Genomic DNA, 19463 nt, shown 5'->3' on the forward strand with positions numbered 1-19463 from the left:
TTCGTTTGCCGCTATTTATCATCGACGGACAGGTTTCCATGCTCGATCCCAAACTGCTGCGCAGCGACCCCGATGGTGTCGCCCAACGACTGGCCAAGCGGGGCTTCGCTCTCGATACCGACCAACTGGCCGCTCTGGAGTCTCGGCGCCGGGAGCTTCAGTCGGAGACCGAACGCCTGCAGAATGAGCGCAACACCCGCTCCAAGGCGATCGGCCAGGCCAAGGCCCAGGGCGAGGATATTCAGCCGTTGCTCGACGAGGTCAGCGACCTGGGCGAGCGACTGGATGCCGCCAAGGCGCGACTCGCCGAGGTTCAGGCCGAGTGGGATGAGCTGGTCAGCGGGCTACCCAATCTGCCTCACGAGAGCGTGCCCGAGGGCGACGACGAGGACGACAACGTTGAAGTGAGTCGCTGGGGCACGCCGCGCCACTTCGATTTCGACGTCCTGGATCATGTCGACCTGGGGGCGCGTACCGGCCAGCTGGATTTCGATCTGGCCACCAAGCTCACCGGGGCCCGCTTCGCCGTGATGCGCGGCAGTGTGGCGCGGCTGCACCGGGCTCTGACGCAGTTCATGCTCGACACCCAGACCCTCGAGCATGGCTACGAAGAGTGCTATGTGCCCTACATGGTCAATGACGACTCCCTCTTTGGGACCGGCCAGTTGCCCAAGTTCGGCGAGGACCTGTTCCGCCTCGAAGACGAACGGGGCTATCGACTGATCCCCACCGCCGAGGTGCCGCTGACCAACTTTGCCCGCGACGAGATCTTCGAGCACAAGCAGCTGCCCGTGCGGCTCACCGCGCATACCCCCTGCTTCCGCAGTGAGGCGGGCTCGCATGGTCGCGATACCCGCGGCATGATTCGCCAGCATCAGTTCGACAAGGTCGAGATGGTGCAACTGGTCGACCCTTCCACCAGCTACGATAGCCTGGAAGAAATGCGGGGTCATGCCGAGACTCTGCTGCAGGCGCTGGCGTTGCCTTACCGGGTGGTCACGCTGTGCACCGGCGACATGGGAGCGGGGGCCGCCAAGACCTATGACCTGGAGGTCTGGCTGCCCAGTCAGGCGGCGTATCGCGAGATTTCCTCCATCTCCAACTGCGAGGACTACCAGGCCCGGCGCATGCAGGCACGCTTCCGTCATCCCAACGAGAAGAAGCCGCAACTGCTGCACACCCTGAACGGCTCCGGTCTGGCGGTGGGGCGCTGCCTGATCGCCGTGATGGAGAACCATCAGAACGCCGACGGCTCGATCAGCGTGCCCGAAGCACTGCGCCCTTATATGGGGGGCGTGGAGACGATCAACGTCTCCTGACGCGGGCGTCTCAGGAGGCCTCGACCGCAATCATGCCGGCGCGGCGTTGTTGCTGTTGTGCCAGCGCCCAGCGCACATGCTCGCGCACCAGGTCGGAGGGGTAGGCCAGGCGGGCCTGCAGGGCGGCTTCGACGCGCTCGCTCCAGGGCGCGTTGCCCAGCCCGACCGCCAGGTTGCGCAGCCAGCGTTCGTAGCCGATGCGGCGAATGGGGCTGCCGGCGGTCTTGTCGAGGAATTCTTCCTTGCTCCAGCTGAACAGCCGGGTCAGCTCGGCCCGGTCGAGGTCATGGCGGGGGGCGAAGTCCTTCTCGTCGCTGACCCGGGTGAAGCGCGTGAAGGGGCAGACCAGCTGGCAGTCGTCGCAGCCGAATACTCGATTGCCCATGGCGGTCCGGAATTTCTCGGGGATCGCGCCATGCAGCTCGATGGTCAGATAGGAAATGCAGCGCCGCGAGTCGACCACGCGATCCTCGACGATGGCATCGGTGGGGCAGGCCGTGCGGCAGGCGCTGCAGCTGCCGCAATGCGCGCCCTCGTAGGGCGGGTCCACGGGTAACGGCAGGTCGGTATAGAGCTCGCCGAGGAAGAACAGTGAGCCGGCTTGAGGGTTGAGAATCATGGCGTTCTTGCCCACCCAGCCGAGTCCGGCCTTGCGGGCCAGGGCACGTTCCATGACCGGCGCCGAGTCGACGAAGGCGCGGTAGCCGAAGGGGCCGATCTCGGCCTCGATCTGCTTGGCCAGGGTGTCGAGCCGCTTGCGCATCAGCTTGTGGTAGTCGCGACCCAGCGCATAACGCGAGATGTAGGCTTTCTCGGGCTGGCCCAGGGTGCGGGTGGTCTCGACCTCCGGTGGCAAGTAGTCGAGGCGCACGCTGATCACGCGCAGTGTGCCGGGCACCAGTTCCTCGGGGCGAGTGCGCTTGGTGCCGTGCTTGGCCATGAAGTGCATCTCGCCATGATGGCCGAGGTCGAGCCAGCGCTGCAGTCGAGCTTCATCCTCGGCCAGGTCGACATCGGTGATGCCGACCTGCTGGAAGCCCAGCTCGCGCCCCCAGGTCTTGATCGAGCTGGCCAGGGCCTCGAGGTCGGGAGTGGCGTCCTTGACAGACGGCTGAGACATGATTGTGAAATACCACGCAGGAGGGTGCCACGACGCTTGGTTTCCCTTGGCGTCGGGCACGGAAAACGACACACTTTCCATGATAAAGCATCAGCGGGCGGGGGAATAGCCAATGGCCGAGGCGTCACAGATTGATACGCCGCAATACGGGCAGTCTCGGGATGGTATGCGGGCCCTGTATCGCGCCGACCAGGTGCGCGAGCTGGATCGGCGCATCATCGATTCGAGGATCGAGGGCTTCGCCCTGATGCAACGCGCTGCGGCGGCGGCCTGGCAGCAGTTGCGCTGCCACTGGCCCGAGGTGCGTCACCTCAGTGTGCTGTGCGGCGCCGGCAACAATGGCGGTGACGGTCATGTTCTGGCCGCCCTGGCTGCCGCGGAGGGCCTGGAAGTCGAGCGCATCCTGCTCAAGCCTGTCGAGCAACTGACGGGCGACGCGCGGCGCGCGGCCGAGATGGCCGATGCCGCCGGTGTGGTGCGGGTGGCCTGGCAGGATGGCATGACGCCGAAGGGTGAGCTGATCGTCGATGCGCTGCTGGGGACCGGGCTCGCGGGCGAGGTGAGCGGCGCCTCGCGTGCGGCGATTGCCGCCATCAATGCCACCGCGCGCCCGGTGCTGGCGCTGGACATTCCTTCCGGCCTGCACGCCGATACCGGTGCCGAATTGGGAGAGGCCGTGCAGGCCACGCGAACCGTCACCTTCATCGGCGACAAGCTGGGACTGCATACCGGCTGTGGGCCGGCGCGGGTCGGCGTCTTGACGCTGGAACCCCTGGTGGACGCCGAGCCACTGTTCTCAGGCCTGTCACCGGCAGCCCTCTGCCTGGACCGCTGTCTCATTGCGACGCTGTTGCCGCCGCGGCCGCGCGATGCCCACAAGGGCAGGGCGGGGCATGCGCTGATTCTGGGGGGCGCACCCGGCATGGGCGGCGCCGGCCTGCTGTCCGCCGAGGCCTGTGCGCGGCTCGGGGCCGGCAAGGTCAGCCTGGCCACCGACCCGGCCCATGTTGCCGCTAGCCTGATTCGCCGCCCGGAAGTCATGGCCCACGGGGTCCGCGGCCTGGCCGATCTGGGCGATCTACCACAGCAGGCCGATGTGCAGGTGCTCGGGCCCGGCCTGGGGCGCGACAGCTGGGGGCAGGCGCTGTGGCAGGGCGCGGTGGCGGCCGGGCGGCCGCTAGTGATCGACGCCGATGGACTCAATCAGCTCGCCGAGCGTTTCGATGGCCAGCGTCGCGACGACTGGATTCTCACCCCGCATCCTGGTGAGGCGGCCCGCCTGTTGGGCATGGCCACCAGCGAAGTGGAAGCCGATCGCCCGGCCGCGGTTCTTGCCCTGCAGGCACGCTACGGGGGCGTGGTGGTGCTCAAGGGCAGTGGCAGTCTGGTCGCCGGCCCGTTGGGGCTCACGGTCTGCCCCTACGGCAATCCCGGCATGGCCAGCGGCGGCATGGGCGACGCGCTTTCCGGCATGCTCGGTGCCCTGGTCGCCCAGGGACTCTCGCTTGAGATGGCGGCCCGCCTGGGCGTGATGCTCCATGCGCTGGCCGCCGACCTGGCGGTACTCGAGGGCGGTGAGCGTGGCTTGCTCGCCAGTGATCTGGCATCCTGTGCGCGAATTCTTGTCAATACGACGATGGGCAATGACGATGCAGTGGCGACTGGCTGATGAAGACCAACAGGTCGCGTTGGGGGAAGCGCTCGGTCGAGCGCTGGCCGGTCGTGGGCACGTCTATCTCGAAGGCGAACTCGGTGCCGGCAAGACGACGCTGACGCGAGGCATTCTGCGGGCCCATGGCCACCAGGGCGCCGTGAAGAGTCCTACCTACACCCTGGTCGAGCCCTACGAGCTGGGTACCGCCAGGGTCTACCACTTTGATCTTTATCGGCTCGCTGACCCGGAAGAGCTGGAGTTTATCGGCGGGCGCGACCTGCTGGGGGACGATGCCCTCTGCGTGGTGGAGTGGCCGAGCCGGGGCGAGGGCTGGCTGCCGCCGCCGGATATTCGCGTGCAACTGACTCTCGATGCGCCCGGACGCCTGGCCGTGATGCAGGCGCCAAGCGATCTGGGCCGCCAGGTGCTGGAAGGCCTGAAACAGAGCCAGGCACCAGCCAACCAGCCTCCGGATGTTGCCGGTACGGACGAAAACGATACATGAGGAAAGGGATGTTGCGCCGACACATGGCCCGCTGGGTACTGCCCCTGCTGCTTCTGGTACCGCTCTGGGCCCAGGCCGCCAGCGTCGATAATCTGCGCCTGTGGGCGGCACCCGATCACTCGCGGCTGGTGTTCGACCTGTCGTCGCCGGCATCGGCCAATGTCTTCACGCTGGAGGATCCCCGTCGGCTGGTGATCGATGTAGCCAACAGCGAACTCAACGCCGATGTCAGTCGTCTGGACCTCTCCGAGAGTGCCATCGAGAAGGTGCGCACCGGCGTGCGCAATGGCTCGGACCTGCGGGTGGTGCTGGAGCTCTCGCGCGCCATCGAGCCGCGACACTTCAGCCTCGCGCCCAATGAGCAGTATGGCCATCGGCTGGTGGTGGATCTGGAGTATCCGGGCGAAAGCGCTGTCGAGGACCCCATCGACCCCATCGAGTCGAAGATTCGCGAACAGGAGATTGCCGCTGAGCGCGCCCAGAAAGAAGCCGTCGCCAAAGGGCGTGACCCGAGCACGGTGTCACCGCCGCGCCAGGCCGCACAGCCTCATCCCAAGCGGGACATCATCATTGCCGTGGATGCCGGTCATGGTGGCGAGGACCCGGGGGCCATCGGTCCCAGCGGCACCCGCGAAAAGGACGTGGTGCTGGAAATGGCCAAGCGCATGGCGCGCTTGATCAATGCCACCCAGGGCTTCAAGGCCGTGCTGATTCGCGACGGCGACTATTATGTCGGACTGCGTCAGCGCACCCGGATTGCCCGGGAGCAGAAGGCCGATTTCTTCGTCTCCCTGCATGCCGATGCCTTCAACAGTCCGCGGCCCCATGGCAGCTCGGTGTTTGCGCTGTCGCAGAGTGGCGCGACCTCGGAGACCGCCAAGTGGCTCGCGGCCTCGGAAAACCGCTCGGACCTGGTCGGCGGCGTGGATGGCAATCTCTCGCTGGACGACAAGGACGAGGTGTTGCGCGGCGTCCTGCTCGACCTGACCATGACCGCAACGCTCAATGACTCCCTGACCATCGGCGGGCGCGTGCTGGATCGCATGGGGCGCATCAACGAACTGCACAAGCCGCGGGTCGAGCAGGCCGGTTTTGTGGTGCTGAAATCGCCGGATATCCCGTCGCTGCTGGTGGAGACGGGGTTCATCTCCAATCCCGAGGAAGAGCGCAAGCTGCAGCAGGGTGGCTATCAACAACGCATGGTCGAATCCATCTTCGGCGGCGTGCGCGCCCATTTCCAGCGCAACCCGCCGCCGGCCAGCCTGCTCGCCTGGCAGCGCGACCAAGGCCGAGGTGGCGCCGGCGATGAATACCGTATTCAGCCCGGCGACACGCTCTCGGAAATCGCCGCACGTCATAACGTCCCGGTCGGCCGGCTGCGCCAGGCCAACGAGCTCAATGGCGACGTGATCCGCGTCGGGCAAGTGCTGAGGATACCGAGTTCTTAAGAGAAAAGAAGGAAGAGGTAAGAGGGAGTCCAGAAGGCAACTAGAAGTGGGAATGAGGGGGGCGGTTCGCCATATCGACCAGGCTTTCTTCTTCCTTCTTGAAGGCGCGGAGCGCCGTACTTCCCTCTTAACCGCGGCGAAGCCGCGTCTTCGATTTTGGGGTGGTCATGACCGACAGACAGCATATCCAGGTTCTCGATCCGCGTCTGGCTAACCAGATCGCCGCGGGGGAGGTCGTCGAGCGGCCGGCGTCGGTGGTCAAGGAGCTGGTTGAGAATGCCATCGACGCTGGCAGTCAGCGTATCGAGGTCGAGCTGGAGTCCGGCGGGGCGCGGTTGATCCGGGTGCGTGACGATGGTGTCGGCATCAGCGAGGATGATCTGCCACTGGCGCTGTCGCGGCATGCCACCAGCAAGATCGCCTCGTTGAATGATCTCGAAGGGGTGGCGAGCCTGGGGTTCCGCGGCGAGGCACTGGCCTCGATCAGCTCGGTGTCGCGCCTGGAGCTGACCTCCAATGTCGACGATGACCCGACCCGGGGCTGGCGCGTCGTGGTCGAGGGACGACGCATGGAGCCGCGGGTCACGCCCTCGCCGCACCCGCGGGGTACCTCGGTGACGGTGCGTGATCTCTTCTTCAATACCCCGGCGCGGCGCAAGTTCCTGCGCAAGGAAAAGACCGAGTTCGGCCATGTGGAGGAGGCGTTTCGCCGTCAGGCTCTGTCGCGTCTCGACCTGGGCTGGGTGCTACGTCACAACCAGAAGACCGTTCACCAGTTGAGTGCCGGCAGCGACCTGGTCGGCCACGAGCGCCGCCTGCAGTCACTGCTGGGCAAGGACTTTCTGGAAAACGCCCTCTACCTGGACCTGGGAACCGGCGGACTGCGGCTCTGGGGCTGGGTCGGCCTGCCGACCCACTCACGCGCCCAGGCCGACCAGCAGTACTTTTTCGTCAATGGCCGGGTGGTGCGCGACCGTCTGGTGGCCCATGCCATCCGTCAGGCCTATCGCGATGTGCTCTTTCATGGCCGCCAGCCGGTCTTCGTGCTCTACCTGGAGGTCGACCCGACGGTGGTCGATGTCAATGTCCATCCCACCAAGCATGAGGTGCGCTTCCGGGACGGCCGCATGGTCCACGACTTTCTGTTTTCCAGCCTGCATCGGGCGCTGGGCGAGTCTCGGGCCGGCCAGTCAACGGATTCGTCCGGCGCGCAACCGGACGCTACGCCGGCGGCCGGCGAGGAGGGCGCGGCATCGGGAGAAAGCGCGCCGGCTCCCTCGTCCAGTGAGCGCGTGGCGGAGTCCGCCGGGCGCTGGCAACAGCAGCCCATGGCCCTGCATGGTCGTGACGACGGCCAGCAGCAGAAGGTCACGCCGGACCGTGTACGCGCCTTCATGGAAGGCTATCGCGCCCTGCATCCCGAGCACGAAGACAGCCTGCTCACTCCCCAGCCTGCGGCTCCCGGGGCCGGTGGTGCAGCGGCCGATGTGGCCCTGGCCGAACGCCAGGCATCGCCGGATACCGCGACGTCTCCCGCCGTCAGCAGCCCGGCGATGCCGGAAGAAGACGCCACCCGAGCGCCGCCCCTCGGCTACGCGGTGGCGCAGCTGCATGGTGTCTACATTCTCGCGCAGACCGAGCGGGGCATGGTGATCGTCGACATGCATGCCGCCCACGAACGCATCGTCTACGAGGGGATGAAATCGCAGGTACACGGCGAGGCCGAACAGCCCGGTCGCCTGCAGGCCCAGTCATTGCTGGTGCCGGTGTCGATGGCCGCCAGTGCCGCCGAAGTGGCCACCGCCGAGGCCGAACGCGAGGCCTTTTCCCGCCTGGGCGTCGAGCTCGACGTCGCCGGTCCGGAGACCCTGCTGGTGCGCCAGGTGCCGACCCTGCTGGTGGACGCCGATGTCGAGCTGCTGGTGCGCGACATGCTGGGCGACCTCGAGCGCTATGGGCGCTCCGATCGCCTCGAGGCGCACATCAACGAACTTCTTTCGACCATGGCCTGTCACGGTAGCGTGCGGGCCAATCGCCAACTGACCATCGCCGAGATGAACGCCCTGCTGCGTGACATGGAGCGCACCGAGCGCAGCGGGCAATGCAACCATGGTCGGCCGACCTGGACTGAGATGAGCATGAAGGAACTCGACCGCCTCTTCCTGCGCGGCCAGTAACGGCCCACCAGGTGACCGCCCTTATTCCCGAACCAGACCCGTGACGCCATGACAGCCCCGAACCACTCCGATTCACGCCCCCCCGCCATTTTCCTAATGGGGCCGACAGCCGTCGGCAAGACCGACATGGCCATGGCGCTGCACGAGCAACTGGGCTGCGAGCTGATCAGTGTCGATTCGGCGATGGTCTATCGCGGCATGGACATCGGCAGCGCCAAGCCCTCGGCCGAGGAGCTGGCGCGGGCACCGCATCGGCTGATCGATATTCGCGACCCCGCCGATCCGTATTCGGCGGCGGTCTTTCGGGCGGATGCGCGCCGGGAGATGCAGCGCATCACCGAGGCCGGTCGGGTGCCGCTGCTGGTGGGCGGCACCATGATGTACTATCAGCGGCTCTGGGTCGGCGAGCCCAACCTGCCGTCGGGGGATGCCGCCGTGCGCGCCCAGCTCGACCGGGAAGTGCAAGAGCACGGCCTGGCGTCGCTACACGAGGAGCTGTCCAGGGTCGACCCCAGGGCGGCACAGCGCATCCATCCCAATGATCCGCAGCGGCTGACACGGGCTCTGGAGGTATATCGGCTTAGCGGGCGTCCCTTGACCGAGCACTGGGATGCCCAGCAGGCGGAAACCTTTCCCTGGCGGGTGTTGTCGATAGGCCTGGCGCCGGACGATCGCAGTGTGTTGCACGCGCGAATCGCCGCGCGCTTCGATGCCATGCTCGAGGCCGGCCTTGTCGAGGAGGTCGCCGCCCTGAAAGCCCGTGCGGATCTGCACCCGCGGCTGCCGGCGATGAAGAGCGTGGGCTATCGTCAAGCCTGGCAGTATCTGGATGGCGAGGGAGACCGGGAGATGCTGCGGCGGCGGGGCATCGTCGCGACCCGGCAACTGGCCAAGCGGCAATTGACCTGGATGCGCAGTTGGCCCGATCTGAACTGGGTCGACATCCTGGGCGTCCGACCACTCGATCATGTCCTGAAATTGGTGCGTGAATTCAGTGGTTAGCGTAAGATGGGAAATTCCATACTGCACCCGAGCGGGCTTTGCCGGGTGAAACGTGCCACCTTGAAAACAGCGGTGAGCACCCAATAATACTATTAACGCAAATTATATGATTTAGGGAGAGCCACATGTCCAAAGGACAGTCCCTTCAAGATCCTTACCTGAACGTTCTGCGCAAGGAACGTATCCCGGTGTCGATCTTTTTGGTCAATGGCATCAAGTTGCAGGGCCAGATCGAGTCCTTCGATCAGTTCGTTATTCTGCTGCGCAACACCGTCAGTCAGATGGTCTACAAGCATGCCATTTCCACCGTCGTGCCGTCGCGCAATGTACGTTTGCCGGCTGCCGATACCGGGCAACCGGATGCGGACGCGTGAGGTACTGATTGTTTTTTGAGCGTCCCGACGCCGGTGAAACGGCGGTTCTCGTCCATATAGACTTCCAGGACGAAAGCGAGCGTGAGGATTCCGGTGAATTCCTCGAGCTCGTGCGCTCGGCCGGTGCGGAGCCGGCCACGCTGTTGACGGGGAGCCGGGGGCGGCCCGACCCGCGCAGCTTCATTGGTTCGGGCAAGCTGGAAGAGGTGCGCGAGGCATTGCAGGTCCACCAGGCGGAACTGGTGATCTTCAACCATGCACTGAGCCCGTCTCAGGAGCGCAATGTCGAGCAGTCCCTGAAGTGCCGGGTGCTGGACCGCACCGGGCTGATTCTCGACATCTTCGCGCAGCGTGCGCGGACTCACGAAGGCAAGCTGCAGGTGGAACTCGCCCAGCTGGAGTATATGTCCACGCGGCTGGTTCGTGGCTGGACGCACCTGGAGCGTCAGAAGGGCGGTATCGGCCTGCGCGGCCCCGGGGAAACCCAGCTCGAGACCGACCGCCGCTTGCTGCGGGGGCGCATCAAGGCGATTCACAAACGCCTGGACAAGGTGCGCAGCCAGCGGGGGCAGAATCGCCGGGCACGGGCGCGTGCCGAGATTCCGAGCATCTCGCTGGTCGGCTACACCAATGCGGGCAAATCGACCCTGTTCAACGCGGTGACACAATCCCGGGTCTATGCGGCGGACCAACTGTTCGCTACCCTCGACCCGACCCTGAGGCGCCTCGAGGTTGAGGATGTCGGCCCAGTGGTGCTGGCCGACACCGTCGGCTTTATTCGCCATCTGCCGCACAAGCTGGTCGAGGCCTTCCAGGCGACGCTACAGGAGGCGGCCGAAGCTAGCCTGCTGGTGCATGTTATCGATGCCGCCGACCCCGACCGCGAGCTCAACGTGAGTCAGGTCGAAGAGGTGCTCGATGAGATTGGTGCGCTGGAGGTGCCGACCCTCAAGGTGATGAACAAGGTTGATCTCTTCGACAGTGCGCCTCGCATCGAGCGTAATGTGGACGGCAAGCCTGACACGGTCTGGCTGTCGGCGCAGGATGGTCGAGGGCTGGAGCTTTTCGAGCAGGCTCTGACCGAGTGCCTGGCCGATGACATCATCGATTTCGACATGACCCTGGCACCGGCTCAGGGCAAGCTACGGGCCGGCCTGCATGAGCTGAGCGCCGTCCGCGAGGAAAGCTTCGACGAGCAGGGTCATACCCTGCTCAAGGTGCGCCTGCCGCGACGTGATTTCATGCAGTTGATGTCGCGCCTCGGTGAACGCGCCGACGATTATCTGCCGCAAGCGCTGCAGCAAGGAGCGGTCTGGGAGTAGTGAGTTGCCTTGTGCATTGCCGCTGTTGTCAAACAGGGCGGGTGGATGTCACAAGGAATGTATCGATGCCTGCCGTGACTTCGCGAGCGGTGGCACGCAACGTATAGTGGAGACGACGTATGGCCTGGAATGAGCCTGGTGGCGGCAACCAGCATGACCCTTGGAGTGGTGGTGGCCGCCGTGGTGGCAACGGCAGTGGCGACGGCGGCAAGGGGGGCGGCAATCAAGGCCCTCCGGACCTCGATGAGGCGCTGAAAAAGTTTCAGAACAAGCTCAACAACATGCTGGGAGGCCGTGGCAAACGCGGTGGCAATGGCGGTGGATCCGGCGGCGGCAAGCCGCGCAACACCTTTGCTTTGCCGGGCCTGCTGCTGATCGTAGCACTGGCCATCTGGGCCGCTTCCGGCTTTTATCTGGTCGACGAATCGGAGCGTGGTGTGGTGCTGCGCTTCGGCAAGTACCAGGAAACCGTGACGCCGGGCCTGCAGTGGAACCCGCCCCTGATCGATGACGTGCGCATGGTCAATGTGACGCGGGTGCGTTCGATCAGCCAGACGCAATCGATGCTGACCCAGGACGAAAACATCGTCTCAGTGGAAATCTCGGCGCAGTATCAGGTCGCCGACCCGCGTGACTATGTGCTCAACGTCCGCAACCCCGAACTCAGTCTCGAGAATGCACTGGATTCGGCGCTTCGCCATGTGGTGGGCGGTACCGACATGATCGAGATCCTGACCTCGGGACGTGCCATCCTCGGCAGCTCGGTCAGCAGCCGCCTGCAATCCTATCTGGACAGCTATGGTACCGGCATCACGCTGCAGACTCTGAACGTCGAGTCGACCTCGCCGCCCGATGCTGTTCAAGATGCCTTCGATGATGTCATCCGCGCACGCGAGGACCGCCAGCGCACCATCAACCAGGCCATGGCCTATGCCAATGCCGTGATTCCTGAAGCCCAGGGTAAGGCGCAACGTCTTATCGAGCAGGGGCAGGGGTATCGCGAGTCCGTCGTCGCCGAAGCGCAAGGTCAGGCCAACCGCTTCAATGCACTACTGACGCAATATGAGCAGTCCCCGGATATCATGCGCGAACGTCTCTACCTGGAAACCTTGTCTGAGGTCTACAGCGGAACCTCGAAAGTCATGGTGGATGTGGCCGAGCAGAGCCCATTGATGGTATTGCCGATGGATAAGCTCAACAGCAGAACGAGCAGCAGTGCCAGCGGCCAGTCGTCTGATTCGCAATTGGACCCTCAGGTGCTGCAGCGTCTGCAGAATTCCGAGTCCTCATCCAGCACGGGCCGCTCCGGCAACAACAACGGCGCGCTCAGGGAGGGTCGCTGAAATGATCAATAATCGTTCCCTGCTTATCGTCGGCGGACTGGCGGCGGCTGCCTGGCTGGCCAGTAGCAGTCTTTACGTGGTCGATGAAACCGAACGCGCGATCAAGTTGCGTTTCGGCGAAATCGTGGAGGAGGGCATTGAACCCGGACTGCACTTCAAGGTGCCCATCACCCAGACGGTTCGCAAATTCGAAACGCGCGTCAGGACGCTGGATACCGATCCCAGCCGTTATCTCACGCTCGAGCAGAAAGCGGTGATCGTCGATTCCTACGTGCAGTGGCAGGTGGTCAACCCGACGCAGTACTACCAGGCGACGTCCGGCGATGAAATGCAGGCGGTACGCCTGATTCAGCCGCGTGTCGACGAGAGCCTGCGTAACGAGTTCGGTCGACTCAATCTTTCGCAGATCATCTCCGAGCAACGCGATGAGCTGATGACCGGGCCGACCCAAGAACTCGACGAGTTGATGCGTGATGAACTGGGTGTCGCCATCCTGGATATCCGCGTCAAGCGTATCGACCTGCCGGAGGATGTGTCCTCGGCGGTCTATGAAAGGATGCGCTCCGAACGTGAACGTCAGGCGCGTGAATGGCGTGCCCAGGGTCAGGAAGAGGCCGAGCGCATCCGCGCAAATGCCGACCGCCGCCGTGAAGTGCTGCTGGCCCAAGCCAGGGCTCGTGCGGAAACCCTGCGTGGTGAAGGCGATGCCGAGGCGGCGGAGATCTTCTCCCAGGCCTACGGTAAGGACGAGGAGTTCTTCTCCTTCTGGCGCAGCCTCGGGGCCTATCGGAATAGCTTCCAGGGCGACGGCGACATGATGGTGCTGGACCCTTCCAGCGACTTCTTCCAGTACCTGAAGAGCCCGACGCCCACCCAGGAGTGACCCTCGGCCGCGGATGAACAGGCACTCCGACCACCACGCCGATGCCGCCCAGGCATCGGCGTGGTGGGTTCATCCCGTAGGCAAACGTGCTAACATTGGTTAACCGGGTGCCCCCCGGTTTTTTTGTGGGCTCTCCGCTCCCGGCGAGCTTTGACCGGCATCCCGCCATGCCGTCGACCTCAGCTCGCGCAGGCCAATCACTGTCTTGCAGGAAAGAACGTCATGACCATCGCTGACCGCTGGCTCTTGCCCGACGGCATGGACGAAGTGCTGCCGCCCCAGGCCAGTCGCATGGAGGAAGTGCGTCGGGCTCTGCTCGATCTGTATCACAGCTGGGGCTATGATCAGGTAATGCCCCCACCCGTCGAATTTCTCGACTCCCTGCTGACCGGCACGGGGACCGAGCTGGACCTTCAGACCTTCAAGCTGACCGATCAGATGACGGGACGCATGATGGGCGCCAGCGCGGATGTCACGCCCCAGGTGGCGCGCATGGATGCGCACTCCTTGAAACGCCAGGGACCGGTGCGCCTTTGCTACTGCGCCAATGTGTTGCGCGCCAAGCCGGACCAGTATCAGGCCGGTCGCAGCCCGATCCAGGTGGGGCTGGAGCTCTTCGGTCATGCTGGCCTGGAAGCCGACCTCGAAGTCCTGCGCCTGGCCCTGACTAGCCTGGCCGTGGCGGGGGCCGGGGAAGTACATCTGGCGCTGGGACATATCGGCATCTATCGCGCCCTGGTCGAGGCCGCCGAGTTGAGTCGCGAAGAAGAGCGCGCGGTCTTTCAGGCGCTGGAACTGAAGTCCCCCGGCGAGCTTTCCCGCTGCATCGAAAGCAGTGTGGCCGACCCGGCACTGGCCCGGATGCTGCGTGCCCTGGCGACCCTGCACGGTGGTTCCGAGGTGCTGGAAGAGGCCCGGCAAACGCTTGCCGAGGCCCCTCCGGCGGTTCGCGACGCCCTGGAGCAACTGCGTGCCCTGCATGAGGGGGTGGCGGCCGAACACCCCGAGGTCGAGTTCTACTTCGACCTGGCGGAGTTGCGTGGCTACCAATATCATACCGGCATGATGTTCTCGGCCTTTGTGCCGGGCTTCGGTCAGGCGCTGGCCAAGGGCGGACGCTATGATGATACGGGCCGTGCCTTCGGCCGTGCCCGCCCCGCGACCGGCTTCTCGCTGGAGCTCAAGTTGCTGGCCGGCCTGGCTCCGGGAGCGCGTGAAGACGGCGGTATCTGGGCACCCGCCGAGGGCGAGGGCCTGGCCGAGGCCATCAGCCGTTTACGCGCTCGGGGTGAGCGCGTGGTACAGGCTATGCCGGGGCAGGAGACCGGCCCTCGTCAGCATCACTGCCGTCGACAACTGGTGTGCCATGACCAGGGCTGGCAAGTCAGCGAGCTGCCGACTTCCGAGGACCCGAGCTGAGGCCGGGCGAACTGCATTTTTGACTCCGGCCGACTGCCGGCGTGCAGCAACGAGAGACGAGACACTATGGGCAAGAACGTAGTCGTACTGGGTACCCAATGGGGTGATGAAGGCAAGGGCAAGGTCGTCGACCTGCTGACTGAATCCGCCAATGCCGTGGTGCGCTTCCAGGGCGGCCATAATGCCGGCCATACCCTGGTCATCGATGGCGAGAAGACGGTACTCCACCTCATTCCCTCGGGCATCCTGCGGGACGACAAGACTTGTGTCATCGGCAATGGTGTCGTGCTGTCACCCGAGGCGCTGATCAAGGAAATCCGCGAACTAGAAGACAAGGGCGTGCCGGTGCGTCAGCGGTTGCGTCTTTCACCGGCCTGTCCGCTTATCCTGCCGTACCACGTGCGTCTCGATCAGGCGCGCGAAAAGGCCCGTGGCGTGGCCAAGATCGGCACCACCGGGCGGGGTATCGGCCCGGCCTATGAAGACAAGGTATCGCGTCGCGGTCTGCGCCTGGGCGACATCCTGCACCGTGAGCGTTTTGCCTCCAAGCTGGGCGAGGTGCTGGATTATCATAACTTCGTGCTGACCCAGTACCATGGCGAACCGCCGGTGGACTTCCAGGAAGTCCTGGATGAGGCGATGCGCATGGCCGATGAACTGCGTGACATGGTCTGCGATACCGTCAGCCTGGTGCACCAAATGCGCCAGGATGGCGATGACATCCTGTTCGAGGGTGCGCAGGGCTCGCTGCTCGACATTGATCACGGCACCTATCCCTACGTCACCAGCTCGAATACCACCGCAGGCGGCACGGCCACCGGGTCCGGCGTCGGGCCCTTGTACCTCGACTATGTGCTAGGGATCACCAAGGCCTACACGACGCGCGTCGGCTCCGGCCCCTTTCCCACCGAGCTGTTCGATGAGCACGGCCGTCACCTGGCCGAGAAGGGGCACGAATTCGGTGCCACCACTGGCCGGGCGCGGCGTTGTGGCTGGTTCGATGCCGTGGCCCTGAGGCATGCGGTGCAGGTCAACTCGGTGTCCGGCATCTGCCTGACCAAGCTGGATGTACTGGATGGCCTGGAAAACATCCGGGTCTGTGTCGGCTATCGGAGCAAGGACGGCGATGTGCTCGATGCGCCGGTCGACTCGGAAGGCTATGAAGCGGTCGAGCCGGTCTATGAGGATCTGCCGGGCTGGAACGAGTCGACCATCGGCCTCAAGAGCATCGAGGCGCTGCCGGCCAATGCCCGGGGTTACATTCGCTTCCTCGAGGAGCAGGTGGGCACCCCCATCGACATCATTTCGACCGGGCCGGACCGCAACGAGACCATCGTGTTGCGCAACCCCTTCGGCGCATGATCGCTCGGGCGCCCGGGCCCACGGAGCCGGGCGCATGTTTCCGCCCATGAAAGACGGGCCGGCAGAAATCTGCCGGCCCGTCTTTTCTTTAGCGGTATGTCATCCAGCAGGTGTTGCCCAGATGGCCAGTGAGAAAGTTGAAGGCCGTATCGAAGATCACGGCGACCTCCTTCTGCAGCGCCAGTGTCAGGATCATGAAGACCAGAATCACCAGCGACGACACGAAAAAGACCTTGCCGAGTAGATCGACTTTGATGCCCAGGAAGCTCGCCAGGCGGGCGAGCTGCCCCGGTAGGGAGACAGGCCGCTCCTGAACGACAACGCCCCGCACGAGGCGGGGCGTTGTCGTCTTTCACGCGTCAGGCGTGTGCATCAATGACGCGTTTCAGACACTCTTGGGCTCGCTCATCAAGCCCTTGACGATGGCAAAGCAAGCCACCAGCAGCACCACTGTAAACGGCAGGCCAGTCGTGATGACCGCGGTCTGCAGTGCCGTGAGGCCGCCACCCAGCAGCAGGGCAATGGCGATGGCCCCCTCGATCAGACACCAGAAAATGCGCTGCGATGTCGGGGCATCGACCTTGCCGCCGGCGGTGATGGAGTCGATCACCAGGGAACCGGAGTCCGAGGAGGTGATGAAGAACACCATGACCAGCACGATGCCCACGAAGGACGTGATGCTTGTCAGCGGCAGCTCACCGAGCATGGTGAACAGCTGGACTTCCAGCGCGGCGTTCTTGACGCCCTCGAAACCGTCAGTGATGTACTGATCGATGGCGGTGCCGCCGAACGCGGTCATCCACAGCACGGACACGACCGACGGCACGAGCAGCACGGCGATCAGGAACTCGCGCACACTGCGGCCACGGCTGACGCGGGCAATGAACATGCCGACGAACGGCGACCAGGAAATCCACCAGGCCCAATAGAAGGCAGTCCAGCCCTGGCTGAAGTTGGCATCCTCACGACCGAACGGCATGGACAGCGCCGGCAGATTGACCACATAGGCCATCAGGTTGTCGAAGAAGCCAGTGGCAATCGCCAGGGTCGGGCCGACGGCAATCACGAAGATCAGCAGCAGGAAGGCCAGTGTCATGTTGAGCTGCGACAGGCGTTGCACGCCCTTGTCGACGCCCAGCACCACCGAGCCGAGTGCCACGACCGTGATACCCAGGATCAACAGCACCATGGTGGTGTCGGTTTCGGGAACCCCGAACAGGTAGCCCAGACCGGCCGACGCCTGGGAGGCACCGATACCCAGGGAGGTCGAAAGACCGAAGAGGGTAGCGAAGACCGCCAGGATGTCGATCAGGTGACCCGGCCAGCCCCAGACGCGCTCACCGAGCACCGGGTAGAAGACCGAACGCATGGTAAGCGGCAGACCCTTGTTGAACGAGAACAGCGCCAGTGCCAGCGCGACGACCGCATAGATCGCCCAGGGGTGAAGGCCCCAGTGGAAGATGGTCGCGGCCATGCCCAGCGAGATCGCGGCCTGCTCATCACCGGCGGCGGCCCCCAATGGTGCCCAGTCCGTACGCACACCATTCTCCGCGGCGGTGCCGCCGAGGGCTGTGCTGAAGTGGGTCATGGGCTCGGAAACGCCATAGAACATCAGGCCGATGCCCATGCCGGCAGCAAACAGCATGGCGAACCAGCCGGCATAGCTGAAGTCCGGCGTGGCCTGGGCACCGCCGATGCGGACCTTGCCCATCGGTGTGAAGATCAGCGCCACCGCCAGTATCACGAAGATATTGGCCGCCAGCAGGAAGAACCAGGACATTTTGCCGGTCAGGAAGCCGAAGATGGCATCGAAGATCGGCGCGATCTGGTCCTGCATGGCCAAGGTGGCGATCACGAAGAACAGCACCACCAGCGAGGAGATGGTAAAGACCTTGCCGTGCAGGTCCATGTCCACCCCGAACTTGCGGCCGGTGATGTTGTCCTGACCGATCACGTAATCGGTGTCGATCAGGTTAGCGGGCCCGTCGGGGGCGGGTATCCCCTGGGAACCCGCATTGGGCTCTTGGTCTTTGTTGTCGTTCGTCACGGGACTTCTCCTTGTTGACGTCGATTCGCGGTAGTGGAGAAGCGTCAATCGTGAGGTTCACGCACGGCTGACGCTTCGCCAAAGTTGGCGTTCATCTCGCGCAGGCGAGATCAAGCACACGCCGTTATCGATCCAAGCAACTTCAAGCGATCACTACCGATCGCATCGATTGAGTGCTTTGGCAGTCCTTTGGACACCGGGTGTCCAGCGGATATGTCAGAGCTCCTTTTCAGTTGGCCTGTTAATTACACGACAAGTTTGGCCGTTTGACGACAGTTGAGCGGTACGTCGTTTTCAACGGATGGACTTGCCTCGTCTCGGGGAGTAACCCTACATCATCCCGCCGCAGTCGTCTGCGCCCGGCGACAGTGCTGACGGCGTTGGATAGCTGGTGGTCGCAATTTCGATCGATTTTTGCGCCTTTTGATAAAGGATTCATGTGCTTGAGCGGCCATGTATTTCACTTCTTTATGCGACATTTATGCCCATGATGGGGCCTTGTGGGGCGACTGGCGCACAAGGACCGGGCAGATCGGCACAAAAAAAGGGCAGGCATCGGGATGCCTCCCCTTGAGCGAGCCGCTGGCTCATCAAACCGGGTTCATGACGCCGGGAGCCACTCCGCGACCACGTCCGGATGGTTCTCGACCCAGGTCCGGGCGGTTTCGGTGGGGTCGGCTTCTTCGTCCTGGTTCATCAGCATGACTTCACCCATCTGCTCGGGGGTCCAGGAGAAGGCATCGAGGATGGCGTAGGCCTCCGGCATGTCGCCCTTGAGGTCCTGGCGAACCACGGTGCTGATGTGCTCGGCGCCGCCATACACGTTCTTGGGGTCCTCGAGATACTTGAGGTCCCAGCGCGCGAGCATCCAGTGCGGTGTCCAGCCGGTGACCACGATATCTTCCTCGTTGCGGATCGCCGACTGCAGGGCCGCGGTCATGGTGGCGCCACTGCCGCTCTGCAGGTTGAGGTCCAGCTCGTATTCCTCGATGACGTCCTCGGTCAGGCTCATCAGCCCGGCGCCGGGGTCGATGCCGACGATCTTGTCGTTGAACATCCCGGCATTGGCATTGAGTTCGTCGATGGCCTCAACGTCGGTATACTCGGGCACGATCAGGCCAAGCTTGGTGCCCTGGAGGTTGGGACCGAGGTTTTCGACGCTATCATTGACTCGCTCGAGGTAGTCCTCATGCGTGGTGGGCAGCCAGGCCGCGACAATGGCATCTGCATCCCCAGTGGATACGGCCTGCCACATGGCAGCGGCCGACAATGAGGTCAACTCGACGTCATAACCGGCCTGCTCAAGCACGGCCGCGATCACATTGGTGGAAGCGACTTCTGAGGACCATTCGACATACCCCAGCTCAATCGTACCCTTGGATTCTTCCTGAGCCATTGCCGGGCCCGTGGCGAGAACCGTGCCGGCGGCCAGTGCCAGGCCGGCGATACGCATCGTGTGGGGGATGGTGGAGTGGGTCATCTGAATTG

16 protein-coding genes are annotated in these 19463 nt (G+C 64.1%); 12 read left to right on the top strand and 4 right to left on the bottom strand.

The features are described from left to right. The first annotated feature begins 38 nt into the window (after positions 1-38). The gene (gene serS, locus QWY74_RS09555) at positions 39-1319 is read left to right on the top strand and encodes a serine--tRNA ligase (protein ID WP_264823898.1); all 1281 of its coding nucleotides are present in this window, start codon (positions 39-41) and stop codon (positions 1317-1319) included. Positions 1320-1329: 10 nt separating this feature from the next. Here serS and queG read toward each other — a convergent pair whose 3' ends face one another. Beyond that, positions 1330-2439 (bottom strand): tRNA epoxyqueuosine(34) reductase QueG, encoded by a 1110-nt coding sequence (gene queG / locus QWY74_RS09560; RefSeq protein WP_264823897.1) that lies wholly within the window; start codon positions 2437-2439, stop codon positions 1330-1332. A 112-nt stretch (positions 2440-2551) separates the two neighbouring features. On the opposite strand from queG, the gene QWY74_RS09565 reads away from it, so the two are divergent. The 11 genes from QWY74_RS09565 (at position 2552) to QWY74_RS09615 (ending at position 15928) form a co-directional block, all read left to right on the top strand. Continuing rightward, a complete protein-coding gene (locus tag QWY74_RS09565; protein ID WP_264823896.1) occupies positions 2552-4108 on the top strand; it encodes an NAD(P)H-hydrate dehydratase in 1557 nt (518 codons plus the stop codon). Continuing rightward, positions 4089-4598: a tRNA (adenosine(37)-N6)-threonylcarbamoyltransferase complex ATPase subunit type 1 TsaE gene (gene tsaE / locus QWY74_RS09570; RefSeq protein ID WP_264824395.1), complete on the top strand. Its 510-nt coding sequence runs from the start codon at positions 4089-4091 to the stop codon at positions 4596-4598. Before QWY74_RS09565 ends, tsaE begins: the two co-directional genes overlap by 20 nt. A 23-nt stretch (positions 4599-4621) precedes the next feature. Continuing rightward, entirely contained in the window at positions 4622-6046 is a 1425-nt protein-coding gene (locus QWY74_RS09575) for an N-acetylmuramoyl-L-alanine amidase (RefSeq protein ID WP_264824394.1), read from the top strand. A gap of 167 nt (positions 6047-6213) precedes the next feature. Then, a complete protein-coding gene (mutL, locus tag QWY74_RS09580; RefSeq protein WP_264823895.1) occupies positions 6214-8223 on the top strand; it encodes a DNA mismatch repair endonuclease MutL in 2010 nt (669 codons plus the stop codon). A gap of 48 nt (positions 8224-8271) precedes the next feature. Further along, on the top strand, positions 8272-9225 hold the full coding sequence (gene miaA / locus QWY74_RS09585; RefSeq protein ID WP_264823894.1) for a tRNA (adenosine(37)-N6)-dimethylallyltransferase MiaA: 954 nt from the start codon (positions 8272-8274) through the stop codon (positions 9223-9225). Between the two features lie 125 nt (positions 9226-9350). Then, positions 9351-9599 carry an RNA chaperone Hfq gene (gene hfq, locus QWY74_RS09590; protein ID WP_264823893.1) on the top strand — a complete coding sequence of 83 codons (249 nt, stop codon included), beginning with the start codon at positions 9351-9353 and terminating at the stop codon, positions 9597-9599. Positions 9600-9607: 8 nt separating this feature from the next. Continuing rightward, positions 9608-10921, top strand: a complete 1314-nt coding sequence (gene hflX, locus QWY74_RS09595; RefSeq protein WP_264823892.1) for a ribosome rescue GTPase HflX — start codon at positions 9608-9610, stop codon at positions 10919-10921. Positions 10922-11040: 119 nt separating this feature from the next. Further along, entirely contained in the window at positions 11041-12264 is a 1224-nt protein-coding gene (gene hflK, locus QWY74_RS09600) for an FtsH protease activity modulator HflK (protein ID WP_264823891.1), read from the top strand. 1 nt (position 12265) lies between these two features. Continuing rightward, entirely contained in the window at positions 12266-13147 is an 882-nt protein-coding gene (gene hflC / locus QWY74_RS09605; protein WP_264823890.1) for a protease modulator HflC, read from the top strand. A 222-nt stretch (positions 13148-13369) separates the two neighbouring features. Then, entirely contained in the window at positions 13370-14566 is a 1197-nt protein-coding gene (locus tag QWY74_RS09610; protein ID WP_264823889.1) for an ATP phosphoribosyltransferase regulatory subunit, read from the top strand. Between the two features lie 66 nt (positions 14567-14632). After that, positions 14633-15928, top strand: a complete 1296-nt coding sequence (locus QWY74_RS09615; RefSeq protein ID WP_264823888.1) for an adenylosuccinate synthase — start codon at positions 14633-14635, stop codon at positions 15926-15928. Between the two features lie 88 nt (positions 15929-16016). On the opposite strand, the gene QWY74_RS09620 is transcribed toward QWY74_RS09615, so the two are convergent. The 3 genes from QWY74_RS09620 to QWY74_RS09630 all read right to left on the bottom strand — a co-directional run bounded on the left by QWY74_RS09620 (position 16017) and on the right by QWY74_RS09630 (position 19455). Beyond that, positions 16017-16259 (bottom strand): hypothetical protein, encoded by a 243-nt coding sequence (locus QWY74_RS09620; RefSeq protein WP_264823887.1) that lies wholly within the window; start codon positions 16257-16259, stop codon positions 16017-16019. Positions 16260-16313: 54 nt separating this feature from the next. After that, positions 16314-17975 carry a BCCT family transporter gene (locus tag QWY74_RS09625; RefSeq protein ID WP_264823886.1) on the bottom strand — a complete coding sequence of 554 codons (1662 nt, stop codon included), beginning with the start codon at positions 17973-17975 and terminating at the stop codon, positions 16314-16316. 601 nt (positions 17976-18576) lie between these two features. Beyond that, positions 18577-19455 carry a glycine betaine ABC transporter substrate-binding protein gene (locus QWY74_RS09630; protein ID WP_264823885.1) on the bottom strand — a complete coding sequence of 293 codons (879 nt, stop codon included), beginning with the start codon at positions 19453-19455 and terminating at the stop codon, positions 18577-18579. Between the last annotated feature and the right edge of the window lie 8 nt (positions 19456-19463).

This window comes from Halomonas almeriensis, assembly GCF_030409235.1.
Lineage (GTDB): Bacteria > Pseudomonadota > Gammaproteobacteria > Pseudomonadales > Halomonadaceae > Halomonas > Halomonas almeriensis.